The sequence below is a fragment of the Brevibacillus fulvus genome, from assembly GCF_016908525.1.
GTDB lineage: Bacteria > Bacillota > Bacilli > Brevibacillales > Brevibacillaceae > Brevibacillus_G > Brevibacillus_G fulvus.
Window position 1 is genome coordinate 35,707 of sequence record NZ_JAFBEB010000019.1, and the last position, 19,193, is coordinate 54,899.

General features: G+C 48.2%; 16 protein-coding genes, 2 tRNA genes, 1 rRNA gene and 1 other annotated feature. Of the genes, 7 read left to right on the forward strand and 12 right to left on the reverse strand.

Annotation, left to right across the window (positions count from 1 at the left end):
• Positions 1-9: 9 nt before the first annotated feature.
• Positions 10-987, reverse strand: coding sequence for a sporulation protein (locus tag JOD01_RS18320; protein WP_204519741.1), 978 nt, complete (start codon positions 985-987; stop codon positions 10-12).
• A gap of 86 nt (positions 988-1,073) precedes the next feature.
• Positions 1,074-2,105: a YeiH family protein gene (locus JOD01_RS18325; protein ID WP_204519742.1), complete on the reverse strand. Its 1,032-nt coding sequence runs from the start codon at positions 2,103-2,105 to the stop codon at positions 1,074-1,076.
• Positions 2,106-2,243: 138 nt separating this feature from the next.
• Between JOD01_RS18325 and JOD01_RS18330 the strand changes: the two genes are divergently transcribed.
• Together JOD01_RS18330 and JOD01_RS18335 are read left to right on the forward strand one after the other, a co-directional pair.
• Complete coding sequence (locus JOD01_RS18330) at positions 2,244-3,131, forward strand: LysR family transcriptional regulator (RefSeq protein ID WP_204519743.1); 888 nt, start codon at positions 2,244-2,246, stop codon at positions 3,129-3,131.
• Positions 3,132-3,283: 152 nt separating this feature from the next.
• Entirely contained in the window at positions 3,284-3,910 is a 627-nt protein-coding gene (locus JOD01_RS18335; RefSeq protein WP_204519744.1) for an FMN-dependent NADH-azoreductase, read from the forward strand.
• 118 nt (positions 3,911-4,028) lie between these two features.
• Here JOD01_RS18335 and JOD01_RS18340 read toward each other — a convergent pair.
• Positions 4,029-4,120 (reverse strand) — tRNA-Ser (locus JOD01_RS18340).
• A gap of 149 nt (positions 4,121-4,269) precedes the next feature.
• On the opposite strand from JOD01_RS18340, the gene JOD01_RS18345 reads away from it, so the two are divergent.
• Positions 4,270-4,986, forward strand: a complete 717-nt coding sequence (locus JOD01_RS18345) for a pseudouridine synthase (RefSeq protein ID WP_204519745.1) — start codon at positions 4,270-4,272, stop codon at positions 4,984-4,986.
• A gap of 44 nt (positions 4,987-5,030) precedes the next feature.
• Here the strand turns inward: JOD01_RS18345 and tadA are convergent, their stop codons facing one another.
• Positions 5,031-5,495, reverse strand: coding sequence for a tRNA adenosine(34) deaminase TadA (gene tadA, locus JOD01_RS18350; protein ID WP_204519761.1), 465 nt, complete (start codon positions 5,493-5,495; stop codon positions 5,031-5,033).
• A gap of 297 nt (positions 5,496-5,792) precedes the next feature.
• On the opposite strand from tadA, the gene JOD01_RS18355 reads away from it, so the two are divergent.
• From JOD01_RS18355 to JOD01_RS18365, 3 genes are all read left to right on the forward strand, one after another.
• Positions 5,793-6,920 (forward strand): copper resistance CopC/CopD family protein, encoded by a 1,128-nt coding sequence (locus tag JOD01_RS18355; RefSeq protein WP_204519746.1) that lies wholly within the window; start codon positions 5,793-5,795, stop codon positions 6,918-6,920.
• 30 nt (positions 6,921-6,950) lie between these two features.
• On the forward strand, positions 6,951-7,574 hold the full coding sequence (locus tag JOD01_RS18360; protein WP_204519747.1) for a YcnI family copper-binding membrane protein: 624 nt from the start codon (positions 6,951-6,953) through the stop codon (positions 7,572-7,574).
• 176 nt (positions 7,575-7,750) lie between these two features.
• The gene (locus JOD01_RS18365) at positions 7,751-8,257 is read left to right on the forward strand and encodes a ribonuclease H-like YkuK family protein (protein ID WP_204519748.1); all 507 of its coding nucleotides are present in this window, start codon (positions 7,751-7,753) and stop codon (positions 8,255-8,257) included.
• Between the two features lie 47 nt (positions 8,258-8,304).
• On the opposite strand, the gene JOD01_RS18370 is transcribed toward JOD01_RS18365, so the two are convergent.
• The 7 genes from JOD01_RS18370 to guaB all read right to left on the reverse strand — a co-directional run bounded on the left by JOD01_RS18370 (position 8,305) and on the right by guaB (position 17,778).
• Positions 8,305-11,151 carry an Ig-like domain-containing protein gene (locus tag JOD01_RS18370; RefSeq protein WP_204519749.1) on the reverse strand — a complete coding sequence of 949 codons (2,847 nt, stop codon included), beginning with the start codon at positions 11,149-11,151 and terminating at the stop codon, positions 8,305-8,307.
• A gap of 237 nt (positions 11,152-11,388) precedes the next feature.
• Positions 11,389-11,465, reverse strand: a tRNA-Arg gene (locus JOD01_RS18375).
• Between the two features lie 99 nt (positions 11,466-11,564).
• Entirely contained in the window at positions 11,565-12,845 is a 1,281-nt protein-coding gene (gene serS / locus JOD01_RS18380) for a serine--tRNA ligase (RefSeq protein WP_204519750.1), read from the reverse strand.
• A gap of 63 nt (positions 12,846-12,908) precedes the next feature.
• Positions 12,909-13,136 (reverse strand) — a binding site (T-box leader).
• Positions 13,137-13,268: 132 nt separating this feature from the next.
• Positions 13,269-13,847 (reverse strand): pyridoxal 5'-phosphate synthase glutaminase subunit PdxT, encoded by a 579-nt coding sequence (gene pdxT / locus JOD01_RS18385; RefSeq protein WP_204519751.1) that lies wholly within the window; start codon positions 13,845-13,847, stop codon positions 13,269-13,271.
• 10 nt (positions 13,848-13,857) lie between these two features.
• The gene (gene pdxS, locus JOD01_RS18390) at positions 13,858-14,748 is read right to left on the reverse strand and encodes a pyridoxal 5'-phosphate synthase lyase subunit PdxS (RefSeq protein WP_204519752.1); all 891 of its coding nucleotides are present in this window, start codon (positions 14,746-14,748) and stop codon (positions 13,858-13,860) included.
• A gap of 107 nt (positions 14,749-14,855) precedes the next feature.
• Positions 14,856-16,160 carry a D-alanyl-D-alanine carboxypeptidase family protein gene (locus JOD01_RS18395; RefSeq protein ID WP_204519753.1) on the reverse strand — a complete coding sequence of 435 codons (1,305 nt, stop codon included), beginning with the start codon at positions 16,158-16,160 and terminating at the stop codon, positions 14,856-14,858.
• Positions 16,161-16,317: 157 nt separating this feature from the next.
• Entirely contained in the window at positions 16,318-17,778 is a 1,461-nt protein-coding gene (guaB, locus tag JOD01_RS18400) for an IMP dehydrogenase (RefSeq protein WP_204519754.1), read from the reverse strand.
• 173 nt (positions 17,779-17,951) lie between these two features.
• Between guaB and JOD01_RS18405 the strand changes: the two genes are divergently transcribed.
• A complete protein-coding gene (locus JOD01_RS18405; protein WP_204519755.1) occupies positions 17,952-18,920 on the forward strand; it encodes a YaaC family protein in 969 nt (322 codons plus the stop codon).
• 186 nt (positions 18,921-19,106) lie between these two features.
• Here JOD01_RS18405 and JOD01_RS18410 read toward each other — a convergent pair.
• Positions 19,107-19,193 (reverse strand): 23S ribosomal RNA (locus JOD01_RS18410); the annotation flags it as partial.

The window sequence follows — 19,193 nt, forward strand, 5'->3', positions numbered from 1 at the left end:
TCAGCATTTTTACAAGTCGCCAAAATCACCAAAATCGCCAAAGTCATCAAAGCCGCCATCCGTATCCTCGGCCTCTGCATCGACTTGCTGGTCTTCCCCAAACATGTCAGCCGCATTGTCGCCAAACTCAGACATGAGTTCACCCAGCAGCATGCCGCCTAACAAACCGGCAGCCATACCGCCGAGCATGCCGCCTATTCCGTGACCTCCTGCTTGGCGGGCACCGGCGTAGGTTTGCATCGGCACATACGGAATCGAAGCGGGATTTTGGACATAGGTTTGCAATTTTTCCATTAAGAATTGCTCCAAATCAGCTTCCTTCCCGTCTTCCAGCAAGTCGTGCGAAACAACAATCTCCGCGCGCTGATCCCTGTTGCCAAAGAAACCGGTTTGCGGTATGTCCAAATGAGTCAGCAAGCGCAATTCTCCCGGCGCTTCATAGAAGATAATCTCCAGTCCATTGAGCGGAGCTCCCAGCGGTTTCCCCGGAAAAAAGGAAAATGCTTGACCGTACGGTGTCAATCGGCCCGAGTCGGGCTTTTGCCGGAAATCATGGCGGGCCAACGCCTGAAACACCTTGTCAATATGCGCAGGCGGCAAAATTTGCAAGGAATCCAAATCGGTCGGGTCCATCGCCATTTCGACATCCAGCTTCGTTTGCAGGAAATATTGAATCGATGGCGTAGAGACGGCCAAACCAGCGGGAAGCGTATAGGTAAAAGGTATATCCTGAACATAAGGTTTGGGCTGAACCATGAATCCTCTTAGTACAGGAATCGTCGCCACCGCACGCTGCTCTTCCCGCCCCCGGATATATGCTTTCATCAAGAGCACTACACTGAGGTCGGAAATTCGTTGCTCGACACTGCCCCCTTCAATATGGATCACACCGGTAACCTGATCACCGATGTGATAAGCCATCCGATCCAACCGCAAATCTACGGTCGCTGCCCCGACGCCAAACTTGGCCATGATCTTTTTAAACAACTGAACCCCTCCTTATATTGGCATTCACTTATATGTTTATCATACACTTTTTTTGGCCTCAATTTGTTACATATTCGTTTAAACTTTTAGGCAATTACCAAATACGACAACAGTGAAAGCAAGATTGAGGTCAGCAGCATTGCCAGCAGCGGACGAGCCGCTTTTGTCCGCAACGCATGCAAATCGACATTTAAACCAAGGCCGACCATCGCCATTGTCAAAATGAATGAGGAAACGGACGTAATGCCCGTAAGCAACGATTCCGGCACATGGATCACCGGGCCAAAAACGTAGCTGCCTATAATACTCATCGCGATAAAACCAAGCAAAAACCAGGGAAATTCCACTTTGCTTTGCCCTCTCGTCTTGCCAAACCGCCTCATCCAGACCATCAGTACAAAACATAACGGGACAAGCAACAACACGCGTCCCAGCTTGGCCAGAAGGGCGATAGCCAATCCATCCTGGCCTGCAGGCGCCGCGGCGAGGGCGACATGAGCCAACTCATGCAAACTTACACCGGACCAAATCCCGTACTCTACCGGCGAGATCGGCAACAGGGGGCGAACGAGTGTATAACACAAAGCAAACAGCGTCCCGACAAGCGCGATAATGCCGACACCGATTGCCGTATCCTCCTCTTTCGCTTTGATCAACGGCGAGACAGCAGCGATCGCCGCTGCACCGCACACCCCTGTGCCCACTGCCAACAACAAACATAGAGCAGGATCCGCCTTCAATCGTCTTGCCAACCATAGGGTGACAGCCAAGGCGAACACAATAGTTCCCGCTCCGTATAGGAGCAAATTGACTCCTTGATCGAGGACAACCGAAATATTTAACCGCAGGCCATACAAAATGATTGCCAGCCGCAGCAGTTTTTTAGCGGTATATTGAATCCCCGGCCGCAGCGGCTCGGGGTATCCCCACAGCTGTCGATAAACGACGGCAACAAGAATGGCGCAAGCTAATGGTCCCAGCCGGTTTACACCGGGAATCAGGGAAAGGCCATAACCGATCCAGGCGATGATGAAGGTAAACAAGACTCCGCCGATCCAAGGAATGACCGTGCTATTTTTGTGGGGTTGGGGCATACTGCCCGTCAGTTGTTTCACCATTTTTCACTCCAGACATTCATTAGCGATTGCTTTCAGCATAGCCGAGTATTTACCATAAGCAAAATAAATCATTATGATACCGATGATAATTATTTATGTATTATAGTGTGTAAACAAAAGCGAAAGAAGGAACAAGGAATGGACCAGCAACTGCTCATATTTGTTACGGTCGCCGAGCGGCAAAACTTTTCTCGTGCTGCCGAAGAACTGCATATGACTCAGCCCTCTGTCAGCCAATATGTTCAAGCGCTGGAGCGTTCGCTCGGCACCCGGCTGTTGGATCGCAACAACAAGTATGTCCGTTTAACCAAAGCGGGTGAGATTGTCTATCATCATGCCAAGGAGATTTTGCATTTATCGGCACGCATGAGGAATATGGTCGATGAACTGATCAATGTCCCCAGCGGAGAGCTATCAATCGGAGCGAGCTATACATTTGGCGAGTACGTCCTTCCTCACGCTATCGCCCGTCTGCGTGAAACTTATCCGTTGATCAAACCATCGATTATCATTCACAACACCACCGAAATCGTTGAGCTTGTCGTCAAGCGTGAATTGGACGTGGGGATCGTTGAAGGTGACTACCGGCATGAAAAGGCAGTTTTCGAACCTTTTGGGGATGATCAGATGTACTTGATCGTTTCTGCCAATCACCGATTAGCACAAAAGCCAAACTTATCTGCCGGGGACTTGCAAGGTGAAACCTGGATTGTTCGCGAGAAAGGCTCCGGCACAAGAGAAGCGACGGAAAAAATGTTTGCATCGTTGTCGCTCTCTCCGGCACATATAATGGAGTTTGGCAGCAATCAGATTATTAAAGAATCGGTAGAAGCTGGGTTGGGAATCAGTTTTCTTTCCTATTATGCCATTCGCAAGGAGTTGTTACTCGGCACTTTGCATTTGCTGCCCTACCCCGGCATCCCCATTACACGAACGTTTTCATTGGTTACGCAAGCAAACGCGTTGCAGACAAAAGCGTTGGCGGTATTTCTCGATTTGCTCCGTTCAATGGACAGATTGACGTAAATTGCAGGTTTTGCACATGATTGAATTGACAGAATTGCAATAGGTTCCTTATAATTTGTATAGTATATTAAATTGTTATAGCAACTTATTAAAGTTAAGAAATATTTTTGCGGTTGCATAACAACACACACATTTTTAGGAGGGTACCCATCATGGCGAAAGTTTTATTTGTTAAAGCAAACTCGCGTCCAATTGAGCAAGCGGTCAGTGTGAAGCTCTACCAGGCATTTTTGGATAGCTATAAAGAATCCCACCCGGCAGACGAGATTATCGAACTGGATCTGTTCAAAGAAAATTTGCCTTACTACGATACCGATAAAATCAACGGTATGTTTAAATTGGGCAAAGGGATGGAATTGACCGCCGAGGAAAAAGCAGCAACCGATGTCGTCAACAAATATTTGGATCAATTCCTCGCCGCCGACAAAGTGGTATTCGCTTTCCCATTGTGGAACTTCACTGTACCTGCTGTATTACATACCTACATTGACTATCTTAGCCAGGCAGGCAAAACATTCCGTTATACCGCTGAAGGTCCGATCGGTCTGGTAACCGACAAGAAAATTGCCATCCTCAATGCCCGCGGTGGCGTCTACTCGGAAGGTCCTGCGCAATCTGTTGAAATGGCCGTCAACTTTGTTTCTGCCGCACTCGGCTTCTGGGGCGTTCAAAACATCACCAAAGTGATCGTCGAAGGTCACAATCAATTCCCGGACAGAGCAGAAGCGATCATTCAAGAAGGGATCGAAAAAGCCAAAGAAGCAGCACGCACTTTCTAATCCGGCAAACTGCAAAAGAGGATTGCATCATAGCAATCCTCTTTTTTTTGCATAAAAAAAGCACATCCCTGTCAAGACCGACAAAGATATGCTTGGGTAACCACTGATTAAAAAAATATGGCGGAGAGAGTGGGATTCGAACCCACGCACGCCTCACGACGCCTAACGCATTTCGAGTGCGTCCCCTTATGACCACTTGGGTATCTCTCCAAGGCAGTTATAAATATAACAAATTATTTTCGCTCTTGCAAGATGTATATTTTTCCAAAGACTTGATTTGTCTGTTTGGATCAGCCAATATAGTAAAAGCTAGAAAACAGTCCGTTTACTTGTTTTATACAGGAAGTGAGGTAGCGATCGTGAAACGGGAACGACTCGATAAAGTGCTGGCCAATATGGGCTTTGGCACAAGGAAAGAAGTAAAACAATTAGTCAAACAAGGCTTGATCCAGGTCGATGGCGAAACGGTGCAAGACCCGGGGATGCACGTTCTCCCGGAGGAACAGGAAATCAGCGTGGAAGGTGAATCGATCCAATTCAAGCGCTGGATTTACGTCATGATGAACAAACCACCCGGTTTTATTTCCGCAACCGAAGATGCTCGCCATAAAACCGTGGTCGATTTGCTTCCCTATGAATGGGCGATCAAAGTTCATCCCGTCGGCCGGTTGGACATCGACACCGAGGGACTGCTGCTGTTAACCAATGACGGCCAGCTCTCTCACAACCTGCTTTCACCCAAGAAAAAGGTGGACAAGGAGTATTTTGCCCGGATCAGTGGCCGTGTGACCGCGCAGCATGTCGAGGAATTCGCCCGCGGAGTCAAGTTGGATGATGATTTTACCACTCTGCCTGCCCGGTTGGAAATTATACAATCCGGGGAGATTTCCGAAATTAAGGTAACGATCATGGAAGGCAAATTCCATCAAGTGAAACGGATGTTTGCCGCATTTGGTCTGGAAGTCATTTACCTAAAACGGCTGCGAATGGGACCGTTGTTATTGGATGAAACGTTGGACCTCGGTGAATTTCGGGAATTAACCGAGGAAGAACTGACAGCTTTACGCCAAGCCTAAAGCCGCCTGCTCAGCCAAACCGCAAAGTTGGCTTGAGCAGGCGGTTATTTTTTGCGCAACCCTCGGAAAAACTGTTTTAACATCAGGCTGCATTCCTCGCCCTTTATGCCGGCAACGACCGGCACTTGGTGATTAAACCGGGGTTCCTCCAGCAAATTCATCAATGTGCCGGCACAGCCGGCCTTTGGATCTGCAGCACCGTAGACGACTTGCTCGATTCTGGCCTGGACAATCGCCCCTGCGCACATCGGGCACGGCTCCAATGTCACATATAGCGAACAACCAATCAGTCTCCATCCGCCCAATCGCTCGCTTGCCTGTCGGATCGCGATCATTTCCGCGTGAAGCGTCGGGTCTTTCTCTGTCTCCCGCAAATTATACCCGCTCCCGATTACCTCGCCGTCCTTGACAATTACCGCACCGATGGGGACCTCGCCCAATGCCATCGCCTTCTTCGCTTCTTCAATCGCTAATTCCATAAAATACTGATGGTCGGGTTGTTGAGTCATATCTTGCACGGATTACGTCCTTTCCTTGTTTTTGCCATCCATAGTGTAGCATGATTAAAAACTAGTTGCGATCCTTCTTCAAGCAAGTTATCTTCAGTGTTCACCAACTGTTCACGATCGGCTCGCAAATATGGCCCGTCTGAGTCATTGTGATCTCTAGTCCGCTTTGATTAAATGATGAAGGACATTCCGAAAAACTGAAAGGAGGGACTTGCTACGAAAAAACTTGCTCTTTATTTTACCATCTTCCTTGCCCTGATTCTCTCCTTCACATCACGAGTATCTGCACACGCAACCTTGCTTGAATCGTTTCCCGCCGATGGAGAGGTTGTGCAAAAGAGTCCGGACCAAATTACTCTGCGGTTTAGCGAAATTGTTGAGCCGGATTCATTTTCGCTTGCTTTATATGACTGGAAGGGAAAGAAAATTTCCACCGCGGCTCCACAAATGGTAAAGGGCGATGCCACGCAAATAACGGTTCCGCTTCGTTCTCTCGATCAAGGCAGCTATACAGTGGAATGGAGCATGGTCTCCGAAGATGGTCACCCTGTAAAAAGTTCTTATATCTTTTCTGTTGGTCAAAAATCACCCGAGGTAGCCCAACCAGCTGAGCAGCAACCACAAATGGCCTGGCCGGCCATCCTCGTTGGCCTTCGCTTTTTGACGGAAATTGTTTTGCTGATTGGCTGCGGACTCGTTTGGAATGACTGGCTGTCCCGGGCCTATCGCGTCCCCGAGCTGCGTAAGTTTGTCAGCTATGTATGGGCGCTGCTGCTTCTTTTACTGCTTGGGCAATTGTTCGTTTACGCTATGTCGATTGATACGGTCACCTTGGATATTCTATTGGAGTCTCCCTTTGTCCGGATGGTTCTCATTCAACTGCTTCTGCTGATTCTGATGGCCATTCCCAATATGGTAAAAGGTTGGTATCTGGGCATTTGGCTCTTGCTCGGCGGCAGCCTGGCTTTTGGCGGACACGCCTGGGGGATTGAACCGGTTGGACTGGCTCTTGCGGTGCGTTTGCTGCATCTGCTGTCGATCGCTTTTTGGTTGGGTGCGCTGTTCAACCTGATCCTTTGCTTCCGGAAATCCGAAGGTTCCCGTCAACCAGCCTTGTTGACGCTTCGTCGTTATTTTTTAAACGTGTTGCTCATTTCCTCTATTGCGGCCATCATTAGCGGATTATTGATGAGTCAAATGCAAGCAAATTGGGCGGCCATCATCAGCAGCAGCTCGCTTTGGGCTCTTCTGCTCCGTTGCAAAGTCATCCTTGTCCTGTTCATGCTGCTGCTTGCCTGGATGCAAACTCGCCGCTGGCGAAAAGGTGAGCTTCTTTCTCGCGACATGCTGCGTCTCGAACTGATCATCGGGGCAATCGTTTTGTTAGCCGGCGTGTGGATGAGTCAAATCAATTACTCGCTGTAATCTTACATCATACTTTTTGGAGGTATTGCCATGAAACGTTTTCATAAATTATCCGTCCTTGCCGTACTTGCTCTTGTGCTGTCCCTTGCTGGAACGGCAAGCGCTCATGTAACAGTATGGCCGAAAGAATCGACCGCGAACGCTTATGAGAAATATACCGTCCGGGTGCCTGTCGAAAAAGAGGTCAACACGACAAAAGTCCGCGTGGAATTCCCGACCGGTGTTACGGTAAGCACGGTCCAGCCAATCCCGAACTGGTCATATACGTTTGAAAAAGATTCGGAAGGACGCTTTACCGCGATCACCTGGACGGCTGAGAACGAGGGAATCAAAGCCCATGAATTTGCTGAATTCAGCTTTCAAGCCAAAAATCCGAAGGAAGCCGGCTCTTTATCCTGGAAAGCTTATCAAACCTACGCAGACGGTTCTGTGGTCGAATGGACTGGAGCACCCGAGACAGATACACCGGCAGCTGTCACCACCGTAAATGAAGCGGCAGCAGGAGCTGACAATCACGATGCCTCCCACGATGCCGCTCCGACTGAACAAAGCGGAGGAACAGGCACCGGCAATACGTCCAACACCGTCGCCCTGGTGTTAGGCGGTTTGGCTCTGTTGCTTTCCTTGATTAATCTGTTCCGCAAAAAAGCGTAAGATTGCTAAACCCCGTTCCATAAGAACGGGGTTTTTATTATGAAATTGTTGTAAAGAAACTCACCCCCATCTCTTTTTGGCTTGCTCCCTCCATATAGTAGAAACAGGTCTGCACTTGCCGCACGCTCACATACTCCCCGCATAATTACATACATTAAGGAAAAGGAGGGATACAAGTGGGGGTAACCTCTAGCCATGAACAGCAGGTCGAATTTGAACTGTTTCACAGCCCGTCGAAAGGCCCCTTGTCCAAGGAGGCTGTCTTCTCCGAAATTGAACATACTGTCGTTGACCAAATCGAGCATTATGAGGTAATTGTCGGAGCGGATTCCCAATTGCGCCGCAGCAGTACCTCGTTTGCGATTGTCATTTCGCTCATCCAAAAGGGGAGAGGAGGGACCTTCTTTTATCACACGTTTCAGCGTCACCATTTTCCATCCCTGCAGCAACGAATTTATTCGGAAGCTTTTTACGCAGTTGGACTAGCTTCTGAACTGCGTCAATACTTCAAAGAACGTCAGATTGAACTGCCGATTCGTTTGCATTTTGACATCGGCCGAAACGGCCCTACCAACAAATTTGTCGGCTACTTGCTCAGCGTCGCCAATACGAACGATTTTCCCGCCGATATCAAGCCTGATTCCTTTTGTGCTTCCACGATTGCCGATAAATTTACGAAATAAGAAAGCAGGCATCGTCAGCTAACCGCGATGCCTGCTTTTCCCTATATTTATGGGCGAACGATGACAACAATCGTGACTCTTTTTCCCGCATAAGTGGCGGTGATCATCGCTTGTCCCGGTCCGTTAGCCTGTATAATTCCGTCTTTGGCGTCGGCAACCAAAATTTTGCTGGTCGCCCAGATCGCCGGAACAGTGACATTTGCTTCGCTGTTATCCATATAGGTCGCGGTCAAAGTCACTTGTTTCTTTTCGCCAGTCTTCATTTCCAACTTGACGGCACTGGCTTTTAAATACTTCAAATTGTCGTTTTCAATCGGGATTGTCAGCGTTTTGCCGCCATATTTAACCGACAACGTCGTTTTTCCTGAGCCAGTCGCGGTCACAAGGCCATCGACCACATCGGCAATCTTGTAATTGCGCGTCGTCCAATCCGCTTCGCTGGAGACATCGCGAGTCGTTCCATTGGAGTAAACAGCCGTTGCCACCAGTTGTTCCGTTTGCCCTGTTTTCATCATCAGGTACCGTTTGTTTAGCTCCAACTTTTGCACAACTTCGATTTCCACCGGAATGACGAGTGTTGCACCCCCATACTTGGCCGTAATCGTTGTCTTTCCTGTGCCATTGGCAGTAACAGCGCCGCTCGTAACGGATACGACCTTGGTGTTTCCGGAAAACCACTCGGCCTCTTCGGTGACATCTTTCACAGAACCTTGGGTAAACGTTGCCGTTAATTTAATCTGTTTTTGGTCGGTTAATCCCATGACCAGTTTGGTAACGTCAGCGGTCAAGGTTTTAGCCACGCCCACTTCAACGGGAATGGTAATGCTCTTGTTTTTGTAAGTGGCGGTGACATTCGTTTTTCCGCTTGCTTTTGCCTTGATCAGGCCATCCAGTACGCTTGCGACATCCTCGGCAGCAGATACCCACTCCGCCTCTTCGGTCACATCCTTTGTGGTTCCGTCGCCAAAGGTGGCAGTCAAGGTCACTTGTTTGCTTCCTGTCTCGTCAAGAGCCACCCGTGTATCACTGGCCGATAAATCTTTGATCACTCCCACTTGAACGGAGATCGTTGCCGAACGATTCAGATATGTAACGGTTATTGTGGCGGTACCGATTCCTGTTCCATCCACGACGCCATCGGATACTTCAGCCACATCCTCATTGCTGCTTTTCCATTCCGCTTCCTTGGTCACATCTTCTTTTCTGTTGTCCGCATAGACTGCATAAACCGTTACTGCCGCCGAGCCGTCATCCTGCAAAATCAGCGAACTATCGCTCACTTCAAGCTTTCGCGGAACATCGACATCAACGACGATCGTAACCTTTTTGCCCTGATAGGTGGCGGTGATCACTGTGCTGCCGGCCTCATACGCACTAATTTTCCCATTCTTGACATACGCCACGTCTTCATTGCTGCTTGACCAGTCAGCTTCGCTGGTCACATCGTCGGTTGATCCATCCGCATAGGCAGCGGTCAGCACCAGCTGTTCACTGTCGCCGACTTGCAAGGATATATCCTGCTTGTTCACTTCCAGATTCCGCGGTATATCCACATCAACCGAGACCTTCACCGACTTGTCTCCATATGTGGCCGTGATCGTCGCTTCCCCGGACCCAAACGCTGACACTTTGCCTTTTGCAACATAAGCCACATCTTCATCGCTGGATGTCCAAGTTGCTTCGCTGGTCACATCATCGGTTGATCCGTCGGCAAATGTGGCGGTCAAAGTCAACTGCTCGCTTTCGCCTTTGTGCAAAAATAAATCCTGTTTGTCAATCTCAAGCTTTTTCCCCGTACCTACATCAACGGAGATGGTCACTTCTTTGGTTCCATAACTCGCCGTCAACGTTGCTTGACCCACAGCGTAGGAGCTTACTTTTCCCGTACTGTCTACATCAACCACGTCCGGATTGCTGCTGGACCATTTTGCTTTGTTAGTGACAATCTCACTGGTGCCGTCGGCGTAATATGCTGTCAATGCCACGTCTTCGCTCTGATTGATTTGCATGATCAGACTGGGCTTATCCACTTCCAGCCGCTTGGCAATATCGACTTGAACCGTGATCGTTGCCGTTTTTCCTCCATAAGTGGCGGTGATCGTCGCTTCCCCAGTTCCGTAAGCGGTGATCAATCCTTTGACGACATCGGCTACATCGTCTTTATTTGTGCTCCATTCCGCCTTGGCGGCTACATCTTCCACTGTTCCATCTTCAAACGTAGCCATCAAGCGAATCTGCTCTGTACCTTTATTCCTTAGAAAAATACTTGTTTGATCCGGGTCAAGCCGTTTGACCAGATCCACTTCCACCGGAATCGTCACCGATTGTGTTCCCAAAGTGGCCTTTACGCTCGCCGTTCCTGAGCCTACCCCGGTAATCAAGCCATTTAAAACATCGGCTACATCTTGACTGTCCGTGGTCCACTCTGCCTTGGCAGTTACGTCCTCGGTCGTCCCATCTGTATAAGTTGCCGTCAGTTTCACTTGTTGCTGATCTCCCGTGCGAAGCGTCACCTTCTGTGCATCCTTGGTCAAAGTACGCACCTTTTTGCTAATCGCCACCGTGACGACCACTGTCTTCGTCATGTACGTCGCTGTGATCGTGGCCGTCCCTTCCTTCTTCGCCGTCACCGTACCGGCATAGACGGAGACCGTATCATCCGGAGTTGACCAATCTGCTTTGATGGTTACATCGGAAGTCGCACCACTTTCATATATAGCAGTGGCTGTGAGCGATTGTGTATCCCCCACTTCCATAGTCAACGAGTTTTTTGAAAGAACCAGCTTCGATATTTCATCCGCATATGCTGAAGGTATGCCGGCGGGATTCAAAAAAATCGAAACCACCAAAAGGATTGGCAAGATCTTCAGCAACACTCCCCGTATTCCTATCACCTTGGTATCTCCTCCATTCGTTTTTGTTTGTCGGTAATGGGTAGACTTTACAATATTGTTTTCGGATAAATTTGCCAATGTTATGAATGATTTCTGTAAAGCAAGCGGATTTGCTTTGTCAAACTTGCAAGGCGGCATGACGATGAACGTGTTGGCAAACGGACTGCCGGTGTTGACTGAATCACAGAATATTGCCCGGGCAAAGAAAAAAACCGCGTGCATCACGCGGTTTTTCGATGGCGTCCCCGAGAGGATTCGAACCTCCGACCTACAGTTTAGGAAACCGTTGCTCTATCCTGCTGAGCTACGGGGACATCGACTCTACCGTTTATTATAGGAGGGAACACCGCTTTTTGCAAATTGAAAACGGCGAGCAATCAGTTGCCCGCCGTCCAATCCGTTTTGTTTCTACCCTAGTTGATGGACAGTTTCTCGCGGCCACCGAAATAAGGACGCAGAACGGTTGGGATGACAACCGAACCGTCTTCTTGCTGGTAGTTTTCCAAGATAGCGGCAACGGTACGGCCAATCGCCAATCCGGAACCGTTGATCGTATGCACAAACTCCGGCTTCGCTTTGCTGTCGCGACGGAAGCGAATATTGGCACGACGCGCCTGGAAGTCTTCAAAATTGGAGCAAGAGGAAATTTCCCGATATGTTTGCGAGCTGGGAATCCACACTTCCAAATCGTACTTTTTGGCAGCGGTGAACCCAAGATCACCGGTGCACATGCTCAGAACCCGATACGGCAGTTCAAGCAATTGCAATACCTTCTCGGCATTGGCCACCAGTTTGTCCAATTCCTCATAGGAGTCTTCCGGTTTGACAAACTTAACCAACTCCACTTTGTTAAATTGATGCTGGCGGATTAACCCGCGAGTATCGCGTCCAGCCGATCCTGCCTCGGAGCGAAAACATGCGCTGTAAGCGGCATAGTAGCGCGGCAGTTGTTCTGCATCAAAAATTTCATCGCGATGCATATTGGTTACCGGTACCTCCGCCGTCGGAATCAGGAAATAGTCCAACCCATCCAGTTTAAACGCATCTTCTTCAAATTTGGGCAATTGGCCGGTTCCCGTCATGCTGGTCCGGTTGACGATATACGGCGGCAAAATCTCCTCGTAGCCGTGCTCACCTGTGTGCAAATCGAGCATGAAATTCATCAAGGCCCGCTCCAACCGTGCACCCAACCCTTTGTAAAAGACAAAGCGGCTGCCGGTCACCTTTGCTGCTGCTTCAAAATCGAGGATGCCCAATTCCTGAGCCAATTCCCAATGCGGTTTTGGTTCGTAAGCAAAAGTCGGGGGCGTGCCCCATTTGCGGATTTCCACATTGTCTTCTTCGCTGGTGCCTACCGGTGTGCTCTCATGTGGTATATTGGGCAAGCTTAACAAGATCGTCTCCAGCTGTTCGTCCAATTGACGCAGTTCTTCGTCCAATGCTTTGATCCGTTCGTTTACTTCTTTCATTTCGGCGATCAAATGGTCCGCATCCTCTTTGTTGCGTTTTAGCACGGCAACTTGCTCGGACACGGTATTGCGTTTGTTTTTCAGTGTTTCGCCTTCCTGAATCACCTTTCTGCGCTTTTCATCAACCTCGGCAAACTGATCCAATGCTGAAATATCTTCATTTCGATGGGCAAGCAGACGTCTTACCCCGTCCAAATCTTGGCGTAACAACTTTACATCTAACATAATCGTACCTCCAGCTTCGATAAGGATATCCATTATTGCCACAATAAAAAACACTCAGCCCCGGTAAGGGACGAGTGTTAGAACCCGCGTTGCCACCCTTTTTGGCTGAACTTTCTACCAGTCAAATACGCTCAGCCCTCTCATTCACGTCATAACGGTACGCGTGCCGGACGAAGTTATTTCCCTCGCCACTCCGGGATGGATTCCTGCTGCTTGTTGGATCGGTTCTCACCCGCCACCGACTCTCTTGACCAAACTACGCAGAGTACTTGTTCCCGTCAACGTTTTGTTCAAATAAGTTTCTGCTTTTATTCTTCAAATTTACTACAACTTATATACCTATGTAAAGTCAACAAACCCGTTCGATTTGATTAGCAAAAAGAAAAGAACCAGCGATTTTCACTGGTTCTTTGTCCCTTCAAATCAAGAGCGGTATTCCTTGACCATCTCCAAAAAGTACTTGTGGAAACGGTAATCTTCCGTCAATTCAGGATGAAAGGCAGCGGCCAAATAATGTCCTTCCCGCGCTGCGACAATTTTCTCCTCATGTTTGGCCAATACTTGACCGCGATCGCTGATTTCCATAATATACGGCGCCCGGATAAAGACAGCGGGGAAATCAGAAGCAACGCCGGCAATCGGCAATTTGATCTCAAAGCTGTCTTTTTGACGTCCGTAGGCATTTCGTTCCACTTTTATATCCATCAACTGCAAATGAGCGTCGTCCTGACCATTGATCCGTTTTGCCAACAAAATCGCCCCAGCGCAAGTGCCGAAAATCGGTCGCTGCTCTAGTCCAAACTTGCGGATCTCTTCCATGAAGCCGTATTTGTGCATCAGTTTGCTGATGGTGGTGCTTTCCCCACCGGGAATCACCAATCCGTCGAGATCATGCAAATCATCCACTTTTTTCACGGTGCGTGCTTCCGATGCCCCCGCCAATTCCAACATGCGGATGTGCTCGGCCACAGCTCCTTGTAAAGCCAATACACCTATCTTCATGAGAGTCACCTTACCATCCGCGCTCTTGCATGCGATCTGCTTCGCGAATTTTGGAAATCTCAATACCGGTCATCGCCGTGCCTAAACCTTTTGATACACGTGCGATCAGTTCGTAGTCAGTGTAATGGGTTGTGGCCTCAACAATCGCCCGCGCAAATTTCTCCGGATTTTCTGATTTAAAGATACCCGAGCCAACAAATACACCATCTGCCCCCAAATGCATCATTAAAGCTGCATCAGACGGAGTCGCTACACCGCCAGCAGCAAAATTGACAACTGGCAGTTTGCCATTTTTATGAACATATTCAAGCAAATCGTAAGGTGCGCCCAGATTTTTCGCTTCTGCCATCAATTCGTCATAGGACATCGATTGGACTTTGCGAATTTGTGCCTGAACCGTCCGCATATGACGTACCGCTTCTACGATATTGCCTGTTCCCGGTTCCCCTTTGGTTCGAATCATGGAAGCTCCTTCACCAATCCGACGGAGTGCTTCCCCAAGATCACGCGCACCGCAAACGAATGGCACGGTAAACTCTTTTTTATTGATATGGTAGAGATCATCAGCGGGTGTCAACACTTCGCTCTCATCAAGATAGTCGACTCCCATTGATTCCAATACACGGGCTTCTACAAAATGTCCAATCCGCGCTTTGGCCATAACCGGAATGGATACGGCTTTCAATACCTCTTCCACAATGGAAAGATCGGCCATCCGGGCAACGCCACCGGCCGCACGAATATCAGATGGAACCCGCTCCAGCGCCATTACCGCTACAGCTCCTGCTGCTTCCGCAATCTTCGCTTGTTCTGCATTTACGACGTCCATAATCACGCCGCCTTTTTGCATCTCCGCCATACCTCTTTTGACGCGTGTGGTTCCTACTTGTGCTTCTGACATATTGTCAGCCCCCTTTAAAAAAAGTTAAACAATAATCAAAGTAATATTGTTTAGTATACAACTGCGTGAGTAAGTTTCAAGTTATTTCTATCGGATATATCAGCTTTTTACTTTCCACCCAACATATTGCTGATAAACTCAAAAATACTCCGGAACAGCAGGCGAATCCAGCTTGCTTCTTCCACATCTTGCGCTGCTACGAGATTGTATCCGCTTTTTTGCGCATCCTCTGGCCGCAAATACTCATCGGTTATTCCTTTGGCCTGGTAAACCACTTGTCCAATCACTTGCCCTTTTTTGATGGGAGCGGTTAAATCGTTGAAAGTTACCGTCGGCTGATAATTTTTTTCTTCCCCGATTTTTGAGACCAGTTGAATATCATTTTCCGCAACGGCCGGGACGCTTAATTCAACCCCTTTTTTCACTGGCGCTGTCTCAAAGCCCTTAATCGCGCTATCTTTCTCCTGGACTTTGGTCAGCTTGAAGTTGCTGAATCCGTAGTCCAACAGTTTTTGCGTTTCCACAAAGCGTTTTGTTTCAGACTCTGTACCCATGACGACGCTGATCAAACGAATGCCGTCCCGTATTGCCGTTCCCGTGAAACAGTACTTAGCTTGATCGGTATAACCTGTTTTTAGTCCGTCAACTCCCGCATACTCATTCGGCAATCCGGGGAGCATCCAGTTATAGTTTGCTTTTTTGAGCGGATTTTCTGTCCCTTCGCGGAAAGTGAGACGGGGAATTTTGGAGTATTCCAATGCCTCTGGAAAATCGGTAATCAGCGCACGAGCGAGAATCGCCGCATCGCGTGCGGACATGACGTTATCCTTGTCGATGCCTTTCGGACTATACGGTCCTAATTCATTGGCGGGCAGACCGGAAGCCGTGGCAAAAAATGCCGTTTTCATCCCCAGTTCCTGCGCCTTTTTGTTCATCATCGCAACAAAATTGGCTTCACTGCCCCCCACTTTTTCGGCTAACAGGACAGTCGCGTCATTCGCTGATGCGATGGCCATTGCCTTATACAGTTCCTGTACTGTGAACTCCTCACCAAGATTCAGGTAAACACCTGCCGAATCAGACATCTTGGCAATATAAAACGCATATTCGCTAACTGGAACTTTTTCATCCCAGGTTATTTTCTTTTGTTTTAATGCTTCCAAGACCAAATACTCCGTCATCATCTTGGTCATGCTGGCCGGTGGCAAGGCTATGTCAGGATTGTTACTGTACAAAATTTTCCCGGTGGAAGCCTCAACCAAAATCGCCGATTTTACCGCCAACTGCAAGTTTGGTTGAACTGCTTCTGCCGCGTTCGCTGCTTGTAAGCTTGTCCCCAGCCAAAACAGCGTAAATACAGCGACAGAAAGGAATAATCCTGTAAGCCGCTTCGTCCATTTCATTCTGATCATTTTTCCAAACACTCTCCCTCTCTGTCGTTCTTATCTGTCAATACCCAAGCACTAGTTTACCATAAGATATCGCTTTGATTGAAGTTGCTTGAGACCGAAATGTCCCCCAAAATTAGGAAACCCCTTTCCAAGTATCCTTGGAAAGGGGGCTGACCAATTAGGACAAGGAGTAGTTTGGAGCTTCTTTCGTAATTTGAACATCGTGTGGATGGCTTTCTCGCAAACCTGCTCCGGTAATTCGAATAAATTGAGAGTTGTTGATTAATTCTTCGATTGTCTTCGTTCCGCAGTATCCCATACCTGCACGCAGACCACCGACCAATTGGAACACGACATCCGCCAAAGGCCCCTTGTAAGGAACACGTCCCTCAATTCCTTCTGGTACAAGCTTTTGTGCATTTTCCTGGAAGTAGCGGTCTTTGCTGCCTGCTTTCATTGCGCCGATCGAGCCCATGCCCCGATAAACCTTGAATCGACGTCCTTGGAAAATTTCAAACTCGCCCGGGCTTTCTTCGGTTCCTGCAAAAAGGCTACCGATCATAATCGCCGACGCACCGGCACCGATCGCTTTGGTCAAATCGCCGGAATACTTGATTCCGCCGTCGGCAATAACCGGAACTCCGTATTGTTGGGCAACTCTTGCGCAATCATTGATCGCGGTAATCTGCGGTACACCGATCCCCGCCACTACACGGGTTGTACAAATCGAACCAGGTCCGATTCCGACTTTGACAACCGAAGCACCTGCTTCAATCAAATCGCGTGTCGCTTCGCCTGTTGCTACATTTCCGGCCACAATCGTTAAATCGGGATACAAAGACCGCAACTTTTTGACCATTTGACTGACATTAACGTGATGTCCGTGCGCTGTATCCACTACCAGCAAATCGACGCCCGCTTCGACCAATGCGGCAGCGCGATCCAGGGTATCTGTGGTGACGCCAACCGCTGCTCCGCACAACAAGCGTCCTTGTTTGTCTTTAGCCGCGTTCGGGTATTGAATCGCTTTTTCAATATCTTTAATGGTAATGAGTCCCTTGAGTACATTCTGTTCGTCAACCAATGGCAGCTTCTCGATCTTGTGTTTTTGCAAAATCTCTTCCGCTTGTTGCAAGGTAGTGCCGACAGAGGCCGTTACAAGGTTGTCTTTTGTCATCACTTGGGTAATTGGTGTTGAGAAATCGTGTACAAAGCGCAAATCACGGTTGGTGAGGATACCAACCAGCTTGTTGTTTTCGTCTACAATGGGGACGCCGGAGATCCGATATTTTCCCATTAAGGCATCTGCGTCTGCAACGGTATGATCAGGAGATAATGAAAAGGGGTTGGTGATAACACCGCTCTCGGAGCGTTTTACCCGGTCAACTTCGCTTGCTTGCTGCTCAATCGTCATATTTTTATGAATAACCCCGATACCGCCCTGTCTTGCCATCGCTATGGCCAATGCGGATTCCGTTACTGTATCCATACCCGCACTAATTAACGGAATATTTAACTTCACGTTTTCGCTTAACTTTGTTGTGACATCTACATCTCTTGGTAAAATCTCTGATTTTGCCGGTACGAGCAATACGTCGTCAAACGTCAGGCCCTCCTTGGCAAACTTATCCTCTCTCACAGTACGTTACCCCTTTCTCCTAAAATATTTTATCGCAAGTTTAACAACCACATAATTTAATGTCAAGAAATCCTTATAATGTTCGGTGACTCAGGGAATTATACAGATAAATCGAAAAATAAACAGCACAATAAGTTTAATAAACCGAATATTTTACAGAGGTGATTGGAGCAATGGATGATCAGTGGGAACCCATTTGCTTTTTGGAGGCGGAACCAAACGCACGCCGGTTCCTTACCGACGCGTATCAAGCAGCCGGAATCGATAATCCGCAGCGCCTTGCCTTCCAACAGAGCACCCGGTTCGTTTATACCTGGAAACAGGCACGCAGCTTGTATCAAACCGCTTCACAGGCAGAGTTGCTGATTCAGCCCCTGCTTCTTTTTTACGGGTGCCGGTCTTTATTGAATGGTTTATTACTGAGCAGAGATCCGTTCTTTCCGCAAAGCAGCAAAGTTCTCCAGCACGGTCTTACAACCCGAAAGCTAAAACGGAATCCCTATCACTTTCTTGAGGATGAAGTACGTCCCCAAAAGGAGGGGTTTTTTGCTCACATTACCAAGATTTACTCGCCTTTTCCTTTACAAAATCGGTATACCGTTCAGGAATTGCTCTGCTCTATGGTGTCTTTATGCGATGATTACTCGCTCATCGTAGGTGCAAGTCCCTGGCATTTAATTGAACCAGCGGATCGATTTGATTGGAGGCTTCCTAAACTCCCTAGCGGAGCACTCGCTTATTCGCTTGATACACTAGTTCAATATCTCAATCGGCATTCCCCTAAACATATTCAATTTCAGCCTGGACAAGCTGCCGAGACAGAGCACGAATACCATTACATAAGAGTGCAGTTTTTTCAAGAAAACAATGCCGCTTTAGAGCAGCACCCTTTGTTTACCCGAAACGATCAAGGTAAATGGTTTTTTTGGAATCGCACAGAAACGTCCCCCTTACCTATTTGGGCATCTCATTTTTTGCTTTTATACTTACTTGGGATGCTTTGTCGGTATGAAGCTGATGGATGGGGCGAACTGATACTGTCTCAAATGTATGCGGAAAAGTACTTAATTGAGCGATTTCTGTATGATCACCAATTGCACTTCCCCCGATTTATTGCTCAGGAAATAAAACAGCAGTTGTAAGCAAATATTTCCCTAATAAAAAAACCAGTTCGTAATGAACTGGTTTATATGCATACCTGCTTGTTCCTTCAAAACTGGATACGCAAGCTCGCATCAGCTTTTGTTCGCTCCGTTGCCCTCGTCCTTGCGGACTTCAGCCAAAGGTCGCTTATCAAAAGCGATACTGCGCAATTTGCTAAAGGAAATGTGGATAAGCCCTCGACCGATTAGTATTCGTCAGCTCCACGCGTTACCGCGCTTCCACACCGAACCTATCAACCTCATCGTCTATGA

What these genes read in the sequence shown, in the direction of transcription:
- JOD01_RS18325 (WP_204519742.1), bottom strand. Translation starts at nt 2,105, where the DNA reads ATGGTGAAACAACTGACGGGCAGTATGCCCCAACCCCACAAAAATAGC.
- JOD01_RS18330 (WP_204519743.1), top strand. Translation starts at nt 2,244, where the DNA reads ATGGACCAGCAACTGCTCATATTTGTTACGGTCGCCGAGCGGCAAAAC.
- JOD01_RS18335 (WP_204519744.1), top strand. Translation starts at nt 3,284, where the DNA reads ATGGCGAAAGTTTTATTTGTTAAAGCAAACTCGCGTCCAATTGAGCAA.
- tadA (WP_204519761.1), bottom strand. Translation starts at nt 5,495, where the DNA reads ATGACTCAACAACCCGACCATCAGTATTTTATGGAATTAGCGATTGAA.
- JOD01_RS18360 (WP_204519747.1), top strand. Translation starts at nt 6,951, where the DNA reads ATGAAACGTTTTCATAAATTATCCGTCCTTGCCGTACTTGCTCTTGTG.
- serS (WP_204519750.1), bottom strand. Translation starts at nt 12,845, where the DNA reads ATGTTAGATGTAAAGTTGTTACGCCAAGATTTGGACGGGGTAAGACGT.
- pdxT (WP_204519751.1), bottom strand. Translation starts at nt 13,847, where the DNA reads ATGAAGATAGGTGTATTGGCTTTACAAGGAGCTGTGGCCGAGCACATC.
- pdxS (WP_204519752.1), bottom strand. Translation starts at nt 14,748, where the DNA reads ATGTCAGAAGCACAAGTAGGAACCACACGCGTCAAAAGAGGTATGGCG.
- JOD01_RS18395 (WP_204519753.1), bottom strand. Translation starts at nt 16,160, where the DNA reads ATGATCAGAATGAAATGGACGAAGCGGCTTACAGGATTATTCCTTTCT.
- JOD01_RS18405 (WP_204519755.1), top strand. Translation starts at nt 17,952, where the DNA reads ATGGATGATCAGTGGGAACCCATTTGCTTTTTGGAGGCGGAACCAAAC.